Raw genomic sequence first — 17184 nt, 5'->3', positions numbered from 1 at the left:
AACAACTTAATCGGACAGGCGTCTTTGTAATCGATTACATATTCTCTGTCAAACATTTTTTCACAACGTCACAACAAGCCTCTTGAAAAACCGTCCGACAACCCCTTTCATCAAGGCTATAAGCACCCTCTTGAGACCACCGAGCGGGAGAACAATTCAACGTAAATGCTTTTCCATTACGCCGGCACTAAGGCATAATTCCGCGAAAATATAACGTAATCGTTTTCACAGGACGCTCAAAATGGTACGAATCCTCGATGTCGCGAAGCACGCCGGCCTCTCCGTCGCCTCAGTCTCCCGCGTCCTTTCCGGCCTGCCCGGCGTCAGCGAGAACGCCCGCAAGCGCGTGATGGCTTCGGTGGAAGCCCTCGGCTACCGCCCCAACCTGGCGGCCCGGCGCCTCCGTTCGCAACGTACGGACACCCTCGGGCTGATCGTCTCGGACATCCGCAACCCGTACTTCATGGAAGTCGGCCGCGCCGTGGAGGATGTCGCCTACGCCAACGGAATGCGGGTGATGCTGTGCAATGCAGACGAGGATCCGGAAAAGGAAAATTTCTATCTGGAAATGATGCGCGACGAGAACGTCGCCGGCGTCATACTATCCCCGACTCTTGACCTGCTCTCCCGCTACCACCCGACCGATTTCCCCTTCCCCGTCGTGCTTGTCGACCGTTGCGAGAGCGACACCGACGCCGACGCGGTCCTGCTCGACAACACCGACGCCGCGCAACGACTGATCCGCCATCTTATCGACGCCGGGCATCGCCGCATCGCCTTCTTCTATGGTGCCGCCAGCGCCACCGGACGGCAGCGCCTGCAGGGCTACCTAGACGCATTGGCCGGCGCCGGGCTGCCCTCGGTGACGCAGGCGCTCAAGCCGACCACCGACGAAGCCTTCGCCGCCATGCGCGAGTTCCTGCAAAAAAACGCCGAATTGCCGGACGCCATCGTTGCCAGCAGCGGGCTGATCCTGCTCGGTCTGGTGCAAGCGCTGCGCGAAGCCAACCTGCGTTTTCCCGAGGACGTCGCCCTCGCCGGCTTCGACGACATGCCCTGGACGCGCGTCGTCACCCCCGCCATCACCGTCATGGCTCAACCCACCTACGACATCGGCCGCTCAGCCATCGAGCTCCTGCTTGCCCGCATCGCCCAGCCAGCGCAGGCCGTGCGCCGCATCGTGCTGCGCGGTGAACTACTGGTGCGCGGATCGAGTGCGCGCACCAACGCGGCATTGGCCGCCGGCTGACACGCCTGGCCCGCCGTCACCGCTACTCCGCGCACCCGCCTCTGTTACAAAAACTCCCTTGTACCCGTTTCGCAGCGCGCCTAACGTACCCAGCAACAAGACAAGAACGTCTGGGGATACGACATGGCAAGTCTTCATTCCACCATCACCCGCGAGCCCGCTCCGAAGGCCAGAAATCTTGAGGGCTCGCTTTTGGATATAACCGAAGAGGTGCGCCGGCGGTGGGTATCGATCGCCGCCTACCATGTATCGCAGCGAGAAGCTTTCCTGAAGAACACCATGCCGGATGGATGGCTGGACGAAGAACTGGACTCCAGCCTCTAGCGATTCACAGAACCTTGGGACAAGCCTGTGGAAAACACCGGGACAAGTACCGTAGTGCCTTATCGGAAAAGGGAAAATTCCTGTCGCCTCAAAAACAGGCAGCACAGACTGTTACGAAATCAGTGATTACACGTACAGACAGAATATTCGCAGCAGACATAAGATGCAGTCGTGCTTCAGCGGCCCCCGCTGACACTGTTTGACCCTCCCTGACCCATCGCAACGATGGGATTTCAATCCCGAGCCGCACCGGCCCGGGATTTTTTTTGGTTCATCGCGCATTGTCGAATCAGGCGCGCTTGCCGAACTCGCTTTTCGCCACAGTCCAGTCGCCCAGCCGTTCGCCCAGCGAAAGGCCCAGACCCGGTCGATCCGGCACGATCATGTAGCCGTCGCGGATTTCCAGTCGCTCGTTGAAGGCCGGCTCCAGCCATTCGAAATGCTCCACCCAGGCCGCGTGCGGATAGGCGGCCGCCAAGTGCAGATGGATCTCCATCACGAAATGCGGCGCCATCATCAGCCCGGCCTCTTCCGCCATCGCCGCCACTTTCAGGAATGGCGTGATCCCTCCGACGCGCGGCGCGTCGTGCATGACCAGATCGATCGCCCCGCGCTTGATATAGGCCGCGACTTCGCCAACACTGGTCAGCATCTCCCCGGTGCCGACGGGGATGATCAGCTTCTCCGCCAGCGCCGCGTGCCCTTCGACATCGTAGGCATCCAGCGGCTCTTCCAGCCATTCCAGGTTGAACTGTTCCATCGCCACACCCATGCGCAGGGCCGTGGTGCGATCCCATTGCTGGTTAACGTCAACCATCAACGGCACCTGATCGCCGATATGCTTGCGTACGGCAGCGACGCGGGCCAGATCCCGCGCCCGGTCCGGGTGGCCTACCTTCATCTTGATGCCGCCGATGCCGCGTTCCAGCGACTGCGTGGATTTTTCCAGAATTTCCTCGACCGACGCCTGCAAATAGCCGCCGGAGGTGTTGTAGCAGCGCACGCAGTCGCGATGCGCACCCAGCAGCTTGGCCAGCGACAAGCCGGCCCGCCTGGCTTTCAGGTCCCATAGTGCGGTATCGAGAGCGGCAATGGCCTGCGTCGCCAGACCACTGCGTCCGACCGATGCGCTCGCCCACACCAGTTTGCCCCACAGCCGGCCGATATCGTTCGGATCTTCGCCGATCAGCGCCGGCGCCACTTCTACCGCATGCGCAAATTGCGCCGGGCCGCCGGTGCGCAAGGTGTAGGTAAAACCCAGCCCGCAGTGACCATCCGCCGTTTCGATTTCGGCGAACAGCAGCGAAACTTCCTTCAGCGCCGCCTGACGACCCGTAAGCACCTTGGCATCGCTCACGGCGGTCTTGAGCGGCAGATTGACTGAGGTCAGCTGGATCCAGCAGATGCGATCCTGACGAGAGGAAACAATCGGGGTAGCAGCGGTCATCGAAATCGACTCCATCCAGGTTGATCGAAAGAAACAAATGAATGTCCGCATAATGGATTCGCCAGCGATACCCGTCCAATCTATAGTGGCGATTGTTTGATACCTGGATTGAATCAATCATGGAGCTTGGACAACTTCGCAGCTTCGTCGCCGTCGCCTCCGAACTCAATTTTCGTCGCGCCGCGGAGCGGCTGAACATGACGCAGCCGCCACTGACGCGGCAGATCCAGCTTCTGGAACATCAGCTTGGCGTGCGACTGCTGAACCGCACCAACCGCTCGGTCCAGCTGACCGCTGCCGGGCGCGCGTTTTACATCGAGGCGCAAAGTCTGCTGGAACGGGCGCACAGTGCCGTGCTGGCAGCGCAAAAGATTGCCCGAGGCGATGTCGGCGCGGTGAATCTTGGCCATGTAGCCAGCGCAGCTTATGCACTTCTGCCACGCGTAGTCACCGACCTGCATCTCAGCCATGCTGATATCCACATCACCCTGCACGAGATGCCCAGTTTCGAGCAGCTGCAGGCGTTGCGCACCCGCCAGATCGACCTGGGCATCGTGCGTTCGACGCTGGGACAGAAAGACTGTGAGACCCGCTGTCTGCTACGCGAGCCTTTTGTATTGGCTGTTCCGATCAGCCATCCACTGGCCAACCAGAGCGAGCTTGCGTCGCAGGCTCTGCACCAGCAGCCATTCATCAACTATTCATTTACCGGCTGGCAACCGTTCCATGAAATGATCACCGGCATGTTCCGCGCAGCCCAAATTGAACCGGATTACGTGCAGACGGTCGGTTCCACGCTGACTATGCTGGCGCTGGTGAATTCCGGATTGGGCGTAGCCTTGGTTCCGCAAAGTACCAGTCAATTGCACTTTGAACACATCGCCTATCGCCCGATTGCGCTGGAAGCAGGCATTTGCAGCGAATTGCATCTGATCTGGCGCAACGACAATGACAACCCGGCGCTGCCGTTGATTCTAGAAAAGCTGGTGGACGATTGCGCGGCGTGATGGCTGCCCCTTTTTGCCCTCCCCTCTTGCGCAACTCATTCCCGACGCCGCCACACCATCCCCAGCAAGGCCATCGCGCCCAACAGCGCTCCCGCGGCAAAGGTGAAGCGCGCCCCAAGCTGCGTCCACAACAAACCGGCAAGCGTGCTGGCCAGCAGCATCGCGACACCTGAAACGAGGTTGAAGAAACCAAAGGCTGTCCCGCGCAAATCCCGGGGAGACGCATCAGCAACCATGGTGGCGAGCAGACCCTGCGTCATCGCCATGTGCAGCCCCCAGAGCGTGATGCCAGCCCAGACCCACGTCCAATGGTTGCTGACGGCGAGTACCCCATCGGCGGCCACCAGCAGGATCACGCCCCAGGCGAGCAGCCGGCCGTGGCTCATCGAGTCGGCCAGTCTGCCGCAGGGATAGGCCGCGGCTGCGTAGATGATGTTCATGCCGATCAGCACCAGCGGCGTATAGGCGAGTGGAAGACCGCCCTCGTTCGCGCGAAGAACGAGAAAGGCTTCCGAAAAACGGGCCAGAGTGAACACCGCGCCGATTCCCACCACCCGCCAGTACGAGGCCGGCAGCCGGGACAGATTTTCCCGCTTGATCGGATTCGTGCGTTTCTGCCCCGCGAGATGCTCCGGCTCCTGCACGCCCAGGAACAAGAGCAAAACGGCAAGAAAGCCCGGAATGACGGCCACCCAGAAAACGGCCCGAAAATCGTCGTTCCACAGCAGCATCAGGACCATCCCGAGCAACGGCCCGAGAAACGCGCCGACGGTATCGAGCGATTGGCGCAAGCCGAACGCCGCACCGCGTGTTTCTGCTCGCGTGATATCGGCGATCAGTGCATCGCGGGGCGCGCCCCGAATGCCCTTGCCAACGCGATCGACAAATCGCGCAATAACGATCAACCCGGCCCCCGTTGCCAATGCAAACAAAGGTTTCGAAGCAGCGCCAAGGCCATAGCCAAGAAGCGCGAGCGGCTTGCGCCGCCCCCACCAGTCGGACAGTGCACCCGAAAAAACCTTGACGATCAGCGCCGTCGCTTCGGCGATACCCTCGACGATGCCGATCGCAAACACCGAAACACCAAGTGTCGTGGCGAGATACACGGGCAGCAGGCTGTGGATCAGCTCCGACGACACGTCCATCAGCAGGCTGACAAAGCCGAGAGCCCAGACGGCCCGAGGGATTCCGGGTCCGATCATCACGTGATCGATCCATTCGGCGATTGGTCAAGGCGCTTGTGATTCAGCGCGTAGTACAGCAGCGGGATCACGATCAGCGTGAGCAGTGTGGATACGGCGATGCCGAAGAGCAGCGATACCGCCAGGCCGTTGAAGATCGGATCATCAAGGATGAACAGCGCCCCCATCATGGCGGCCAGGGCGGTCAGTCCGATCGGCTGCGCACGCACGCCGGCGGAACGGATCACCGCCTCGGCGAACGGCACGCCATCCGCGGCTTGCAGGTTGATGAAATCGACGAGCAGGATCGAGTTGCGCACGATGATTCCGGCCAGGGCAATCATGCCGATCATCGAGGTCGCCGTGAATTGTGCTCCGAGCAGTGCATGCCCGGGCATGACGCCCACAAGGGTGAGCGGAATCGGCGCCATGATCACCAACGGGGTCTGGTAGCTGCGGAACTGCGCCACAACGAGCAGATAAATCAGGATCAGTCCGACCGCGTAGGCCGCGCCCATGTCGCGGAAGGTTTCATAGGTCACCTGCCATTCCCCATCCCATTTCAACGCGTAGCCGCGCCAGGCATCGGCAGGCTGGCGAATGTAGTTCTGGCCCAGGCGACCGCCCTCATGGAGCGGCATGTCGTTGAGCTTGGCACGGACCGCGAACATGCCATACAACGGACTGTCCAGTCCGCCCGCCATGTCGCCAAGAACGTAGGTTACGGGCATGAGATCCTTGTGATGGAAGACGCGGTCGCGCTCACCCCTTGCAACCTCGACGAAATCGGTGAGCGGAACGCTGCGCCCGTCAGCGGATTTGATCGGCAGCTTAAGCAGCGCGTCGATCCGCGACAGCTTTTCGGACGGCAACTGCAGGCGGACCGGAACCGCGTACTTGCTTTGCTCGTCGTGCAGGAACGTGACGTCGGCGCCTTCTCCGGCGGCACTCACCGCCTGAACGATCTGCGCCTGACTTACGCCCATTCTGGCCGCCTTGCCGTACAACACACGAAGCGTCAATTGCGGGGACGCTGCCGTATCGGTGGTATCCGTATCGACGATATGCGGCGTCGCCTCGAAGGCCGCCAGGATTTTCCGGGCGACGGCTCGCCGGCCCAGCTCGTCCGGTCCGTATACCTCCGCCACGATCGGGCTGAGCACGGGCGGACCGGGCGGCACCTCCACAACCTTCACCCGCGCGCCATGCGCGGCAGCGATTTTCTGCAAGGCCGGGCGCACCGCCAGGGCGATTTCATGGCTTTGCCTCGACCGTTGATGCTTATCGACGAGATTGACCTGCAGGTCGCCGAGTTCACTCGCGGCACGCAGGTAATACTGCCGCACCAAGCCATTGAAATTGATGGGGCTCGCTGCCCCCGCATACGCCTGGTAGTCGGTCACCTCCGGCACTTGGGCCAGAACCGCGCCCATCTCGTGCAGCACGGCCGCCGTCGTCTCGACCGGCGTTCCCGGAGGCATGTCGACCACCACCTGGAACTCGCTCTTGTTGTCGAACGGCAGCATTTTCAGTACTACCCATTCCATGACCGGCAGGCCCAGGGAGGCAATCACGGCCAAACCGACGCCAAGCCAAAGCCTGCGGCGCGCGCGCCTCCCTCTCCGTGGATCAAGGAATGGCCCGAGCACGCGGCGCGAAAGGCGCATCATGCGACTCTCGCCGGCAGCCGCAGCCGCCGCGTGATGGTGGCCGAGCCACCGATTCGCCAGCCACGGTGTAACGACAAAAGCGACCGCCAGCGAGATGAGCATGCCCATGCTCGAATTGATCGGGATCGGACTCATGTACGGCCCCATCAGTCCGGTCACAAAGGCCATCGGCAGCAGCGCGGCGATGACCGTGAGCGTGGCCAGTATGGTGGGACCGCCGACTTCGTCAACTGCGCCGGGGATAATCTCCCACAACGCCTTTTCGGGTTCCAGTGCCCGGTGGCGGTGAATGTTCTCGACGACCACGATGGCGTCGTCAACAAGGATGCCGATCGAGAAGATCAGTGCGAACAGCGAGACCCGATTCAACGTGAAGCCCCACACCCAACTGGCGAATAGCGTGGCCGCCAGCGTCAGGACGACCGCAGCCCCGACGATGGCGGATTCGCGCCGGCCCAGCGCAAGCCAGATCAGGGCGATGACCGAAGCGGTGGCGAATATCAATTTGTGGATCAGCTTGCCGGCCTTGTCGTCGGCGGTCTGCCCATAGTCACGCGTCACCGTCACCTCGACGTTGGCGGGGATCAACTGGTTTTTCAGCATCCGCGTCCGCTCGATGACCGAGCGGGCCACATCGACGGCATTCTCGCCCGGCTTCTTGGTCACCTGCACCGTCACGGCCGGATATTCGCCCACATTCCTTCCGGCCAGGCCATGCCACACGTAACGGGACGATACGGGCGGGCCGCCCTGCACCGTTGCCACATCGGACAGGTAGACAACCCGCCCGTTGCTTGTCCCCACGACAACTTCGCCCACCTCCCTCGCGTCGCGCAGGAAGGTGCCGACATTGACATGGATCAGGCGGTTATCGGCAACCAGATCGCCCCCGGGAAGCACCAGATTGCGTGCCTGCAAGGCCTGCGTGACTTCGCCGATCGACATGCCGTGCGCCGCCAGGCGCTCGCTGTCGAGCAGAACGTTGACCGCATTGCCCGGGCCGCCGAGTGTCGTTACCTCGCGCGTTCCCTTGACGCGTTTGAGTTCCACTTCGAGCGCATGCGCCATCCTCTCGAGTTCGAACGCCGAGGCCTGCATGTCCCGCGACCAAAGCGTCAGGGCAACGATGGGCACATCGTCGATCCCTTTCGGTTTGACGATGGGCGCCATGACTCCCAGCCCTTGCGGCAGCCAGTCGCCGTTGCTGTCCAGTGTGTCGTAAAGGCGGACCAGCGCCTCCGTCCGCGGAATACCGACCTTGTACTGCACGGTCAGGATCGCCATGCCGGGTCGCGATACTGAATAAATGTGCTCGACACCGGCGATCTGGTCGAGCACCTGTTCCGCCGGCCCGGCAACCAGGCGCTCGACATCCGCGCTGGACGCTCCCGGGAACGGAATGAGCACATTGGCCATGGTCACGTTGATCTGCGGCTCTTCTTCCCGGGGAGTAATCACTGAAGCGAAGAGACCCAGCAGAAACAGGACCAACGCCAGTAGCGGCGTTATTGCGTTGCGCTGAAACAAGGCCGTGATGCGGCCGGAGATTCCGAGACGCGACGTCGCGTTGTCGCTCATGCCACCTATTTCCCTGCCGGAGGCACCACGGCCTCGATGCCTGCCCTGACAGGATCGAGCGCCACGTTTTCGCCCGCCTTGAGGCCAGCCAGTACTTCGACGCTACCATCGGGCAAAGCCTCGCCAAGCCGGATTTGCCGCAACTGGAACCTGTCGCCAGCCCTGACGTATACAGCCGTCAACTCCCCTCGACGCAGTACGGCGACCTGCGGAATCGACAGCCGCGAAGGGGATTCCGGCATGGCCAGTGCAAAGTGCGTCCGGGCAAACTGCCCCGGAACGGCCGCTACGTTCTCCGGCAGATCGATGCGGATCTCCGTGGTTCGGGTACCCGGATCCGCCACCGGAACAATGGATGTCTGCAACCCTGATAGACGACGTCCGTCGATCTCGACCACCGGCGGCGTTTTGGACAGACTCGCCCGCAGCCTGTCCATGCGCGCTTCGGGAACATAGGACACGACGCGCATCCGGCCCGGTTCGAATATCGTCACCAGCGGCTTGCCCGGCATGGCCATGTCGCCGACTTCGATGTGTGTTGCCGCTACCACGCCGGCGTAAGGCGCCGCGATCAGGGAATGACTGCGTGTCGCTCCCGCGGCCCGGCTGGATGCCTGCAACGATTCGACGCGAGCACGCAGGGCCTTCACCTGGCTTTCCGCCTGATCCAGCGCGGCAGCGCTGACGAAATTCCGCCGGGCCAGTTCCTGTGTGCGTTTGAGATCCGATTCGGCGCGCGCCAGATTGGCTTGCGCTTCGACTATTGCGGCGCTCCTGGCGGCCTCGGTCGCCACCCATTCCCGGTTATCCAGTCGGGCTACGACCTGTCCGGCGCGGACCGTGTCGCCGACCCGCACGTCCAACTGCAATACGCGCCCGGGCACCTGCGCGGAAACAACACTCTGCTTGATCGCCTGGACGGTGCCATCCGCGACATAGACCTCCGTCGCCGCTGTCTGCCCGACCGGAACAACGTCAACCTCGGCCAACGCAGTCACCGCCGCCCCTAAACCCGCCAGGAGTACGAACACGTAGTGGATCTTCATGGACGGCTCTTGCGCAAAACGGCCCAAGCTGGACCCCGGTTGATGAACTGAACCTGTTTTCGCTTTTCAATCTAGTTCAGAACATTCCCATCTTCCATTCCGCACGTTGGATCAGGTCGTACGAAGATGAGGCGTGCTCAGCGAACGAGTCTCGCGTCTATCCGCCGGGAACCGGACGACCGGCCTTGCGTGAAAAATTCAGGCATGGCTGAGCGGATGCCTGGAAGACGACCCGGGCCGGCGACTGCGCCGACTTGAACCCCAACTGGCGACAGCCATACGGGAAGCGAGGTTCGTGGGTAATGTAGTAATGGATGCAATCGGTGCATCGCGGCAATTCGCGTGGCAGTTCGCGCGGCAGTTCGCGCGGCAGATCATCGCCCCCGGGGTTCTGCATCAACTTTGCCCCGAAAAACAATCGACATCGCGGCGCGGATCAGCGTCGTGCCCATTTTTTGTGCAAGGCAAAAAAACCCTGCCCCGCCATCGACCTAGCGCGCTTATCCAGACCTTATCCACAGGGTTACCAAGACGTTCTGGGGAAACTTAGAACCACAAGCGCTAATTCAGTTCATCCTTGTTGAGAACCGGGAACTGCACTACCTCGATACCTTCCTCACGCAGGGATTCGAACTCCTCCGTGGTCGCCTGACCGCGAATCGATCGCGCCGGCGCTTCCAGGTAATGAATCTTCCGCGCTTCGCTGGCGAATTCCTTGCCCACGTCCTCGCTCCCGGCGAGGATCGCCGAGATCAGTTTCTGATAGACCCCGAGCAGTTCACCTTGAGGATTGACAGCCGTGACGCCGTCGCCGGAGTTCGTCGCCTGCGACACTGATTTTCCGACATGCACGACGGAAGGAACCCGACGGATGTCGACGGAGCCGCAGCACGGACAGGAAACCAGGCCGGATTCGAGTTGTTGTTCGAAGCTTTCGGGGGACTGGAACCAGCCCTCGAAGCCATGGTCGTTGTTGCAGGTCAGGTCGAAGATGATCATCTGGAGAAGGGCCGCGCCGGCCGGGTTCAGCAAGAAATGGCCGGCAAGTTTATCAGATCGTCACCCACTGTTTGGCGGTACGATTTCGCTTCTTGAGATTACAGGGGAAGAACGTGTTCGACCGTCTCGAATCCTTGCTGAAGGAAGAAAATGCGCGTTTTCGGGTCATCCGGCACCCCGCCGAGGGCAACTCCGAGCGGGTCGCGACGATCCGAGGGACGCAGGTCAGCCAGGGCGCGAAGGCCATGCTGTGCCGGGCCAGGGACCAAGGGGGAACGCTCGTCCTCGCGGTATTGCCGGGCGACCGGAAGGTGGATTTCAGGAAAGTGGCGCAGGCTGTCGGCAGTAAAAAGGTCTCGCTGGCTTCGCCCGACGAGGCGAGCGCGGCGACGGGTTGCGTCATCGGGGCGATCCCGCCGTTTTCGTTCACACCGGAGATCCGTCTGGTCGTCGATCCGCAACTGCTCGCCCAGCACGCGGAAATCGCCTTCAACGCCGGACGGCTCGATACGTCGATCGTCCTCAACTCGGTCGACTACGCCCGGATCGCCGCACCGCTGCTCGCGGACATCTGTGCCGAGAGCTGATTGGAGCCGATTGGAGCCGCCTGGTAGTGGATTTTCAGCCGCGACGGCGGCGCGCTTCGTAAAGACAGACGCCGGCCGCCACCGAAACGTTCAGGCTCTGCACCGAGCCGAGCATCGGGATCGTCACCAGTTGGTCGCACGTCTCCTTCGTCAGGCGACGCATCCCGTCGCCCTCCGCACCGAGCACCCAAGCCGTGGCCTGCGGCCACTCGGCCGTGTACAAGTCATCCTGCGCCTCGGCGTCGGTGCCGATCACCCAGATTTCGCGCTCCTTCAGCTCGCGCAAGGTACGCGCAAGGTTGGTGACGGTGATGTAGGGAACGGTTTCCGCCGCACCGCTGGCAACCTTGATCGCCGTCTGCGTCAGGCCGACGGCGCGATCCTTCGGCGCCACTACGGCGTGCGCTCCGACCGCATCGGCCACCCGCAGACAGGCGCCGAGGTTGTGCGGGTCCTGGATGCCGTCGAGGATCAGCAGGAAAGCCGGTTCTTCCAGCGTATCGAGCACGTCGTCGAGCGAAACGTGGCGCACCTCCGCCGAGATCCGCGCCACCACGCCCTGATGCCGCCGTCCACCGCCGGCCATGCCATCCAGCCGCCCGGTATCGACGGGAACGACGCGGACCGAATGCAGTTCGGCGTGCTTGAGCAGGTCCCGCGCCCGGGCATCATGGCGATCCGCGGCGATGAAGATTTCCAGCACCGCCTCCGGCTGATGTCGCAACTTGGCGATGATGGCGTGAAAACCGTAAATGAAGGTGGTCTGGGACATGGCTGGACTCGACAATCTGCGCGAATGGGGCGCGTATTTTACCTTGGCGACCTCTGTGCCATGGTCTTGAATGAAATCTGAGAACGCCCCGTCTCACGGATCTCAAGGAAGATGACGCCATGAACGCAGACGAAGCGACCGTAACACGACCGGTGGAGCCCTCCCCTCGCCAGACTTTGCCGCCTTACCGGGTTGCCGTTGACGACCTGATCACGCAACTGGACACCGACCGGACGCGCGGCTTGCCCCCCTCCGAGGCAGAGGCACGGTTGCGCCTGCACGGCCCGAACGAGCTGCCGGCGCCGCGCCCGGTCCCGGAGTGGGTGAAGTTTCTTCGACAGTTCGCCGATCCGCTGATCATCCTGCTGCTGTTTGCCAGCGCGATCTCGCTTACCGCGTGGCTGATCGAAGGCGCCCACGGCATCCCGTACGAAACGCTGACCATCGTGGCAATCGTCATTTTCAACTCCGTGCTCGGCTACCTGCAGGAACGGCATGCCGAAGAAGCGGTGGAAGCGCTGAAGGCGATGGCCGCACCGACGGCGCGTGTGCTGCGCGATGGCGAACCGTGCCAGATCCCTGCGCGCGAGGTGGTCCCCGGCGACATCCTGCTGATCGAGGAAGGCGACACCCTGCCGGCGGACGCGCGGGTCATCGAATCGATCGTCCTGCGTGTCGCGGAGGCCGCGCTGACCGGCGAGAGTTCGCCGGCGTCGAAGAATCCGGAGGTCATTGCCGCGGAAGCCGGCATCGGCGATCAGGAAAACATGGTCTTCAGCGGCACGTCGGTAACCACCGGCCGCGGCTCGGCCGTCGTCGTGGCGACCGGAGAAAATAGCGAGATCGGGCGCATCGCCGGCAGCCTGCAGACGGCACTGGAGGCACCCACTCCACTGCAGAAGGAACTCGACCACGTCGGCTATTTCCTCGGGCGGCTGGTCATCACGCTGGCCGTGATCATGGGTGCGACGCTGCTGTGGCTCAACTGGGGAGAACACTCGCTGGGGCATTTCGTGGCAATCCTGATGTTCTCGGTCGCCCTCGCCGTGGCAGCGGTTCCGGCCGGGCTGGTGGTCATCAACACGATCACGCTGTCGATGGGCATGGCCCGGATGGCCAAACGCAACGTGATCGTCCGCCGACTTAGCTCAGTGGAAACGCTCGGCTCGACGACGGTAATCTGTTCCGACAAGACCGGAACACTCACGCGCAACGAGATGACCGTACGTCGTGTCGTCGTGCCGGACGGCTCGGTCGACATTTCAGGAACCGGCTATACGCCCGAGGGCGGCCTGTCGCATGACGGTGTGCCGCTGGAGAAGGGTCCGTTGCATGCAGCAGTCGAACGCCTGCTTTATTCTGCGGAACTCGCCAACAACGCCCGGCTGGTCAAGTCGGGCGAGCGCTGGACGATCCAGGGCGACCCGACCGAAGGGGCACTGATCGTAGCTGCCCGCAAAGCCGGAATCAGCAGAGACCGCCTTGATGAGCGCTTCATCCGCATTAGCGAAATGCCATTCACCTCCGAACGGAAGATGATGAGTACCGCCCACCGCGATGCCATAAATGAGGGCCTCGTCGGCATCACGGCCAAGGGGGCGCCTGACATCCTGCTGGGGTGCTGCACGTACGAGCAGGTAGGCGACGAGCCCCGTCCGCTCACCGAGCAACGGCGCAACGAATGGGCGAATGCGATCGACGGACTGGCCGCCGATGCGCTGCGTCCTCTCGGGGTCGCCTATCGTCTGCTGCCACACGAGGCGGTGAAACAGGGCCTGACGGAACAGCATGAGGACGAAATGGTGTTTCTCGGCGTCGTCGGGATGATCGACCCGCCGCGCCCGGAGGCTGCCGTGGCCGTTGAAGCGGCACGCACCGCCGGCGTGCGCACGATCATGATCACCGGCGACCACCAGGTCACCGCCGCCGCGATCGCCGCCGAACTGGGAATCATCGAGAAAGGCGCACGGGCAATCTCTGGCACCGAGTTGCAGAAGATGAACGACGCCCAGCTGCGCGACGCCGTACGCAACTGCTCGGTCTATGCGCGCGTCGCGCCGGAGCATAAGTTGCACATTGTCTCCGCCTTGCAGGACGGAGGCTATGTCGCGGCGATGACCGGCGACGGGGTCAACGATGCGCCGGCGCTGAAGAAGGCCGACATCGGCATCGCCATGGGCATCACCGGCACCGATGTTTCCAAGGGTGCAGCGGACATGGTGCTGACCGACGACAACTTCGCCTCGATCGTCGCCGCCGTGGAAGAAGGCCGGACGATCTTCGCCAACATCCAGAAATGCCTGCGCTTCCTGCTCTCGTCGAACGCCGGCGAGGTGTTCTTCATGTTCTTCGGCGTGCTCCTGGCCGGCGTCATCGGCCTGCAGGGCGAAGCCGGTTCGACGATCACCGTGCCCATGCTCGCCGTCCAGATCCTCTGGGTCAACCTGCTGACCGACTCCGCGCCGGCGCTGGCCCTGAGCGCCGACCCGGTCGACCACGACGTGATGCGCATCCCGCCCCGCGATCCAGCAAGCCACGTGATCGACGCACCGATGTGGCGCGACATCTATTTCGTCGGTGCAATTATGGGCGTGGGAACGTTGGCGGCAACCGACTGGATACTCCCCGGTGGCCTGATCCCCGGCGGTACCGGTGACGCCTCGCGCGCCCAGACGATGGCGTTTACCACACTGGTCTTCTTCCAGGTGTTCAACGCTTTCAACGCGCGCTCTCGTACGCGCAGCGCGTTTGCCGGGTTATTCAGCAATTTCTGGCTCTGGGCCGCCGCCATCGGCGTCAGCTTGGCGCAGGTAGCCGTCGTACATACCCCCTTCCTGCAGACGGCATTTCACACCGAGCCACTCACCGTAGGCGAGTGGGCGGTCAGCATCGCCATCAGCAGCTGCGTATTGTGGACGGTGGAACTGCGAAAGCTCGTCCACCGCGCCGGACAGGCGAATGACTAGCGCCTGGATTTCGCCGGTTTACGCGGCTTGGCCTTCGACGCGACTTTTGCTGATGCGCTCGAAGGTTTCCGGGAAGCAGTCGGCGCGACCTTGGCACTCTTCGCCGGGACGCGCTTCGCGCTTGCCCTCTTCTTGATCACCGGCGCGGGCGGAATCGCCGGCATCATGTCGAACGACGGCGTTCCCAGGACAAAGTCGATGCGCCCGGTTTCCAGATCGGCCCGGACCAGCCGCACACGCAGGCGGTCGCCCAGCCGGAAGCGCTGGCCGCTGCGCTCGCCAAGCATCTGATGCTTCGTTGAATCGAACTGGAAGTAATCCTCGCCGAGCTCGGACACATGCACCAACCCCTCGACGTACACCGCGTCGAGCGCCACGAACACGCCAAACGGCACCACGGACGCAATCGTACCGTCGAATTCCTCGCCGATCCGGTCACGCATGTAGTAGCACTTGAGCCAGTTCACCACATCGCGCGTCGCCTCGTCGGCCCGCCGTTCGGTCATCGAACAATGCAGTCCGATCTGCTCCCAGTCCCCCGGCGAATAGTGCTTTTCCTTCAGCACCGCCTTGATCGAGCGGTGCACCAGCAGATCGGGATAGCGCCGGATCGGCGAGGTGAAATGCGTGTAGTGTTCGTAGGAAAGCCCGAAATGGCCGACGTTGTCGGGGCTGTACATCGCTTGGCGCAGCGAGCGCAGCATCACCGTCTGCAGCAACTGGGCGTCCGGACGATTCTTCACCGCTTCGAGCAGCGCCGCGTAGTCCTTGGCCGTCGGATCCTCCCCACCGGGCAGCGTCAGGCCGAACTCCTTGAGGAAGTTGTTCAGTCCTTCGAGCTTTTCCGGCGTCGGCCCCTCGTGGACGCGGTAGAGGCAGGTCTGCTTGTGCTTTTGCAGGAAGGCCGAGGCACACACGTTGGCCGCCAGCATGCATTCCTCGATCACCCGATGCGCGTCATTGCGCACGGTCGGCACGATGTTCTCGATCTTGCTCTGATCGTCGAACAGCATCATCGTCTCGATGGTCTCGAAATCGATCGCCCCCCGCCGGTGTCTCGCCCGGAGCAAGACCTTGAACAACGCGTAAAGGTCCTGCAACTGCGGCTGTAGACCGACATGGAGATCGCCCTCGGGCTTCGTTGCCTTGGAAAGCCAGCCCCAGACCTGCGTATAGGTCAGGCGCGCCTTGGAACGAAATACTGCCGGGTAGAAACGAAAGTCTTTGATGCTGCCGCGCGTGTTGATGTCCATGTCGCAGACCATGGCCAAACGATCGACGTCCGGGTTGAGAGAGCACAGCCCGTTGGACAGTTTCTCGGGCAGCATCGGGATGACCCGGCGCGGAAAATAAACCGAGTTGCCGCGCTCCATGGCCTCGCGATCGAGCACCATCCCTGGCTTCACGTAATGGCTGACGTCGGCGATGGCCACCACCAGGCGCCATCCCTTGCCCTTCTTCTCGGCAAAGACGGCGTCGTCGAAATCGCGCGCCGTCTCGCCGTCGATCGTCACCAGCGGCACGTCACGCAGATCGACGCGGTCTGACCATTCCGATTTGCGAATCTTCTCGGGATATTTTTCCGCTTCGGCCATCGCTGTGGCCGAGAACTCGAAAGGCAGATCGTGCTTGCGCAGGGCAATCTCGATTTCCATGCCCGGATCGGCGTAGTTGCCGAGGATGTCAATGATTTGCCCGATCGGTTTGGAATGCCGGTCGGGCTGCTCGATGATCTCAACCACCACGACCTGCCCGGCCTTCACTTTCAGCCGCTTGTCCGCCTGCCGGTTGGGAACGACCAGGATGTCCTGATTGATCCGCTTGTTCTCCGGCACAACGACCGTAATTCCGTGTTCGATCAGCACCCGCCCGACGACCTTGCTGTTCGCCCGCTCCAGTACTTCGACAATCGCCCCCTCGCGCCGACCTTTGCGATCGAGGCCGATGACCCGCGCCAGGGCGCGATCGCGATGCAATACCTTGGTCATCTGCTTGGCATCGAGGTAAAGATCGTCGCCGCCATCGTCGGGAACGAGGAAGCCGTAGCCGTCCGCGTGCCCCTCGATCCGGCCGGCGATCAGGCTGGCACGTTCGGGCAGGATGTAGGCGTTCTTGCGGTTGCGCATCAGTTGCCCTTCGCGCTCCATCGCCCCCAGGCGCCGCTCGAACGAAGTCTCTTCGCCCTTGTGGATGTCGAGCAAGTCGCAGAGATGAGCAAAACTCACCGGCTTGCCCTGCTGTTCAAGGATCATGACCACGTACTCGCGCGACGGCAAAGGCTGGTCGTATTTGGCCGCCTCGCGGTGAAAATGCGGGTCTTTCCTTCTGATCTTCGAGAGTTTCTTTATTGACATTTTT

Annotated in this window: 13 protein-coding genes; 5 read left to right on the top strand and 8 right to left on the bottom strand. The window is 62.4% G+C overall.

What is annotated here, in order from left to right; translation table 11 throughout:
• Window positions 1-241: 241 nt before the first annotated feature.
• Both BO74_RS07860 and BO74_RS07855 read left to right on the top strand, forming a co-directional pair.
• Window positions 242-1249, top strand: coding sequence for a LacI family DNA-binding transcriptional regulator (locus tag BO74_RS07860; protein WP_496441325.1), 1008 nt, complete (start codon window positions 242-244; stop codon window positions 1247-1249).
• Window positions 1250-1372: 123 nt separating this feature from the next.
• A complete protein-coding gene (locus tag BO74_RS07855; protein ID WP_496441324.1) occupies window positions 1373-1573 on the top strand; it encodes a hypothetical protein in 201 nt (66 codons plus the stop codon).
• A gap of 289 nt (window positions 1574-1862) precedes the next feature.
• On the opposite strand, the gene BO74_RS07850 is transcribed toward BO74_RS07855, so the two are convergent.
• Window positions 1863-3020: an L-talarate/galactarate dehydratase gene (locus BO74_RS07850; protein WP_496441322.1), complete on the bottom strand. Its 1158-nt coding sequence runs from the start codon at window positions 3018-3020 to the stop codon at window positions 1863-1865.
• A 119-nt stretch (window positions 3021-3139) separates the two neighbouring features.
• Between BO74_RS07850 and BO74_RS07845 the strand changes: the two genes are divergently transcribed.
• On the top strand, window positions 3140-4027 hold the full coding sequence (locus tag BO74_RS07845) for a LysR family transcriptional regulator (RefSeq protein WP_496441320.1): 888 nt from the start codon (window positions 3140-3142) through the stop codon (window positions 4025-4027).
• 35 nt (window positions 4028-4062) lie between these two features.
• Here BO74_RS07845 and BO74_RS07840 read toward each other — a convergent pair whose 3' ends face one another.
• The 5 genes from BO74_RS07840 to BO74_RS07820 form a co-directional block, all read right to left on the bottom strand.
• Window positions 4063-5229: an MFS transporter gene (locus BO74_RS07840; protein ID WP_496441387.1), complete on the bottom strand. Its 1167-nt coding sequence runs from the start codon at window positions 5227-5229 to the stop codon at window positions 4063-4065.
• Window positions 5229-8456 carry an efflux RND transporter permease subunit gene (locus tag BO74_RS07835; RefSeq protein WP_496441318.1) on the bottom strand — a complete coding sequence of 1076 codons (3228 nt, stop codon included), beginning with the start codon at window positions 8454-8456 and terminating at the stop codon, window positions 5229-5231. The genes BO74_RS07840 and BO74_RS07835 overlap by 1 nt, the downstream gene beginning before the upstream one ends.
• Before the next feature lie 5 nt (window positions 8457-8461).
• Entirely contained in the window at window positions 8462-9502 is a 1041-nt protein-coding gene (locus BO74_RS07830) for an efflux RND transporter periplasmic adaptor subunit (protein ID WP_496441316.1), read from the bottom strand.
• 157 nt (window positions 9503-9659) lie between these two features.
• On the bottom strand, window positions 9660-9899 hold the full coding sequence (locus BO74_RS07825) for a hypothetical protein (RefSeq protein WP_496441315.1): 240 nt from the start codon (window positions 9897-9899) through the stop codon (window positions 9660-9662).
• 164 nt (window positions 9900-10063) lie between these two features.
• Window positions 10064-10534: a DUF1178 family protein gene (locus tag BO74_RS07820; RefSeq protein ID WP_496441313.1), complete on the bottom strand. Its 471-nt coding sequence runs from the start codon at window positions 10532-10534 to the stop codon at window positions 10064-10066.
• 80 nt (window positions 10535-10614) lie between these two features.
• Here BO74_RS07820 and BO74_RS07815 point away from each other — a divergent pair, with 80 nt between their 5' ends.
• Entirely contained in the window at window positions 10615-11088 is a 474-nt protein-coding gene (locus BO74_RS07815; protein WP_496441312.1) for a YbaK/prolyl-tRNA synthetase associated domain-containing protein, read from the top strand.
• 34 nt (window positions 11089-11122) lie between these two features.
• Here BO74_RS07815 and rlmB read toward each other — a convergent pair whose 3' ends face one another.
• Window positions 11123-11860, bottom strand: a complete 738-nt coding sequence (gene rlmB / locus BO74_RS07810; protein ID WP_496441310.1) for a 23S rRNA (guanosine(2251)-2'-O)-methyltransferase RlmB — start codon at window positions 11858-11860, stop codon at window positions 11123-11125.
• 119 nt (window positions 11861-11979) lie between these two features.
• On the opposite strand from rlmB, the gene BO74_RS07805 reads away from it, so the two are divergent.
• Window positions 11980-14826, top strand: coding sequence for a cation-translocating P-type ATPase (locus BO74_RS07805; protein WP_496441309.1), 2847 nt, complete (start codon window positions 11980-11982; stop codon window positions 14824-14826).
• Here BO74_RS07805 and rnr read toward each other — a convergent pair.
• On the bottom strand, window positions 14823-17180 hold the full coding sequence (gene rnr / locus BO74_RS07800; protein ID WP_496441308.1) for a ribonuclease R: 2358 nt from the start codon (window positions 17178-17180) through the stop codon (window positions 14823-14825). The two genes, BO74_RS07805 and rnr, sit on opposite strands and share 4 nt — an antisense overlap.
• Window positions 17181-17184 lie beyond the last annotated feature (4 nt).

It is taken from the genome of Propionivibrio pelophilus DSM 12018 (genome assembly GCF_059569095.1).
The sequence above is the reverse complement of the archived record's forward strand: the minus strand, read 5'-3'. Positions and strand labels throughout refer to the sequence as shown.

What these genes read in the sequence shown, in the direction of transcription:
- BO74_RS07860 (WP_496441325.1), top strand. Translation starts at nt 242, where the DNA reads ATGGTACGAATCCTCGATGTCGCGAAGCACGCCGGCCTCTCCGTCGCC.
- BO74_RS07855 (WP_496441324.1), top strand. Translation starts at nt 1,373, where the DNA reads ATGGCAAGTCTTCATTCCACCATCACCCGCGAGCCCGCTCCGAAGGCC.
- BO74_RS07850 (WP_496441322.1), bottom strand. Translation starts at nt 3,020, where the DNA reads ATGACCGCTGCTACCCCGATTGTTTCCTCTCGTCAGGATCGCATCTGC.
- BO74_RS07845 (WP_496441320.1), top strand. Translation starts at nt 3,140, where the DNA reads ATGGAGCTTGGACAACTTCGCAGCTTCGTCGCCGTCGCCTCCGAACTC.
- BO74_RS07840 (WP_496441387.1), bottom strand. Translation starts at nt 5,229, where the DNA reads ATGATCGGACCCGGAATCCCTCGGGCCGTCTGGGCTCTCGGCTTTGTC.
- BO74_RS07835 (WP_496441318.1), bottom strand. Translation starts at nt 8,456, where the DNA reads ATGAGCGACAACGCGACGTCGCGTCTCGGAATCTCCGGCCGCATCACG.
- BO74_RS07830 (WP_496441316.1), bottom strand. Translation starts at nt 9,502, where the DNA reads ATGAAGATCCACTACGTGTTCGTACTCCTGGCGGGTTTAGGGGCGGCG.
- BO74_RS07825 (WP_496441315.1), bottom strand. Translation starts at nt 9,899, where the DNA reads ATGCAGAACCCCGGGGGCGATGATCTGCCGCGCGAACTGCCGCGCGAA.
- rlmB (WP_496441310.1), bottom strand. Translation starts at nt 11,860, where the DNA reads ATGTCCCAGACCACCTTCATTTACGGTTTTCACGCCATCATCGCCAAG.
- BO74_RS07805 (WP_496441309.1), top strand. Translation starts at nt 11,980, where the DNA reads ATGAACGCAGACGAAGCGACCGTAACACGACCGGTGGAGCCCTCCCCT.
- rnr (WP_496441308.1), bottom strand. Translation starts at nt 17,180, where the DNA reads ATGTCAATAAAGAAACTCTCGAAGATCAGAAGGAAAGACCCGCATTTT.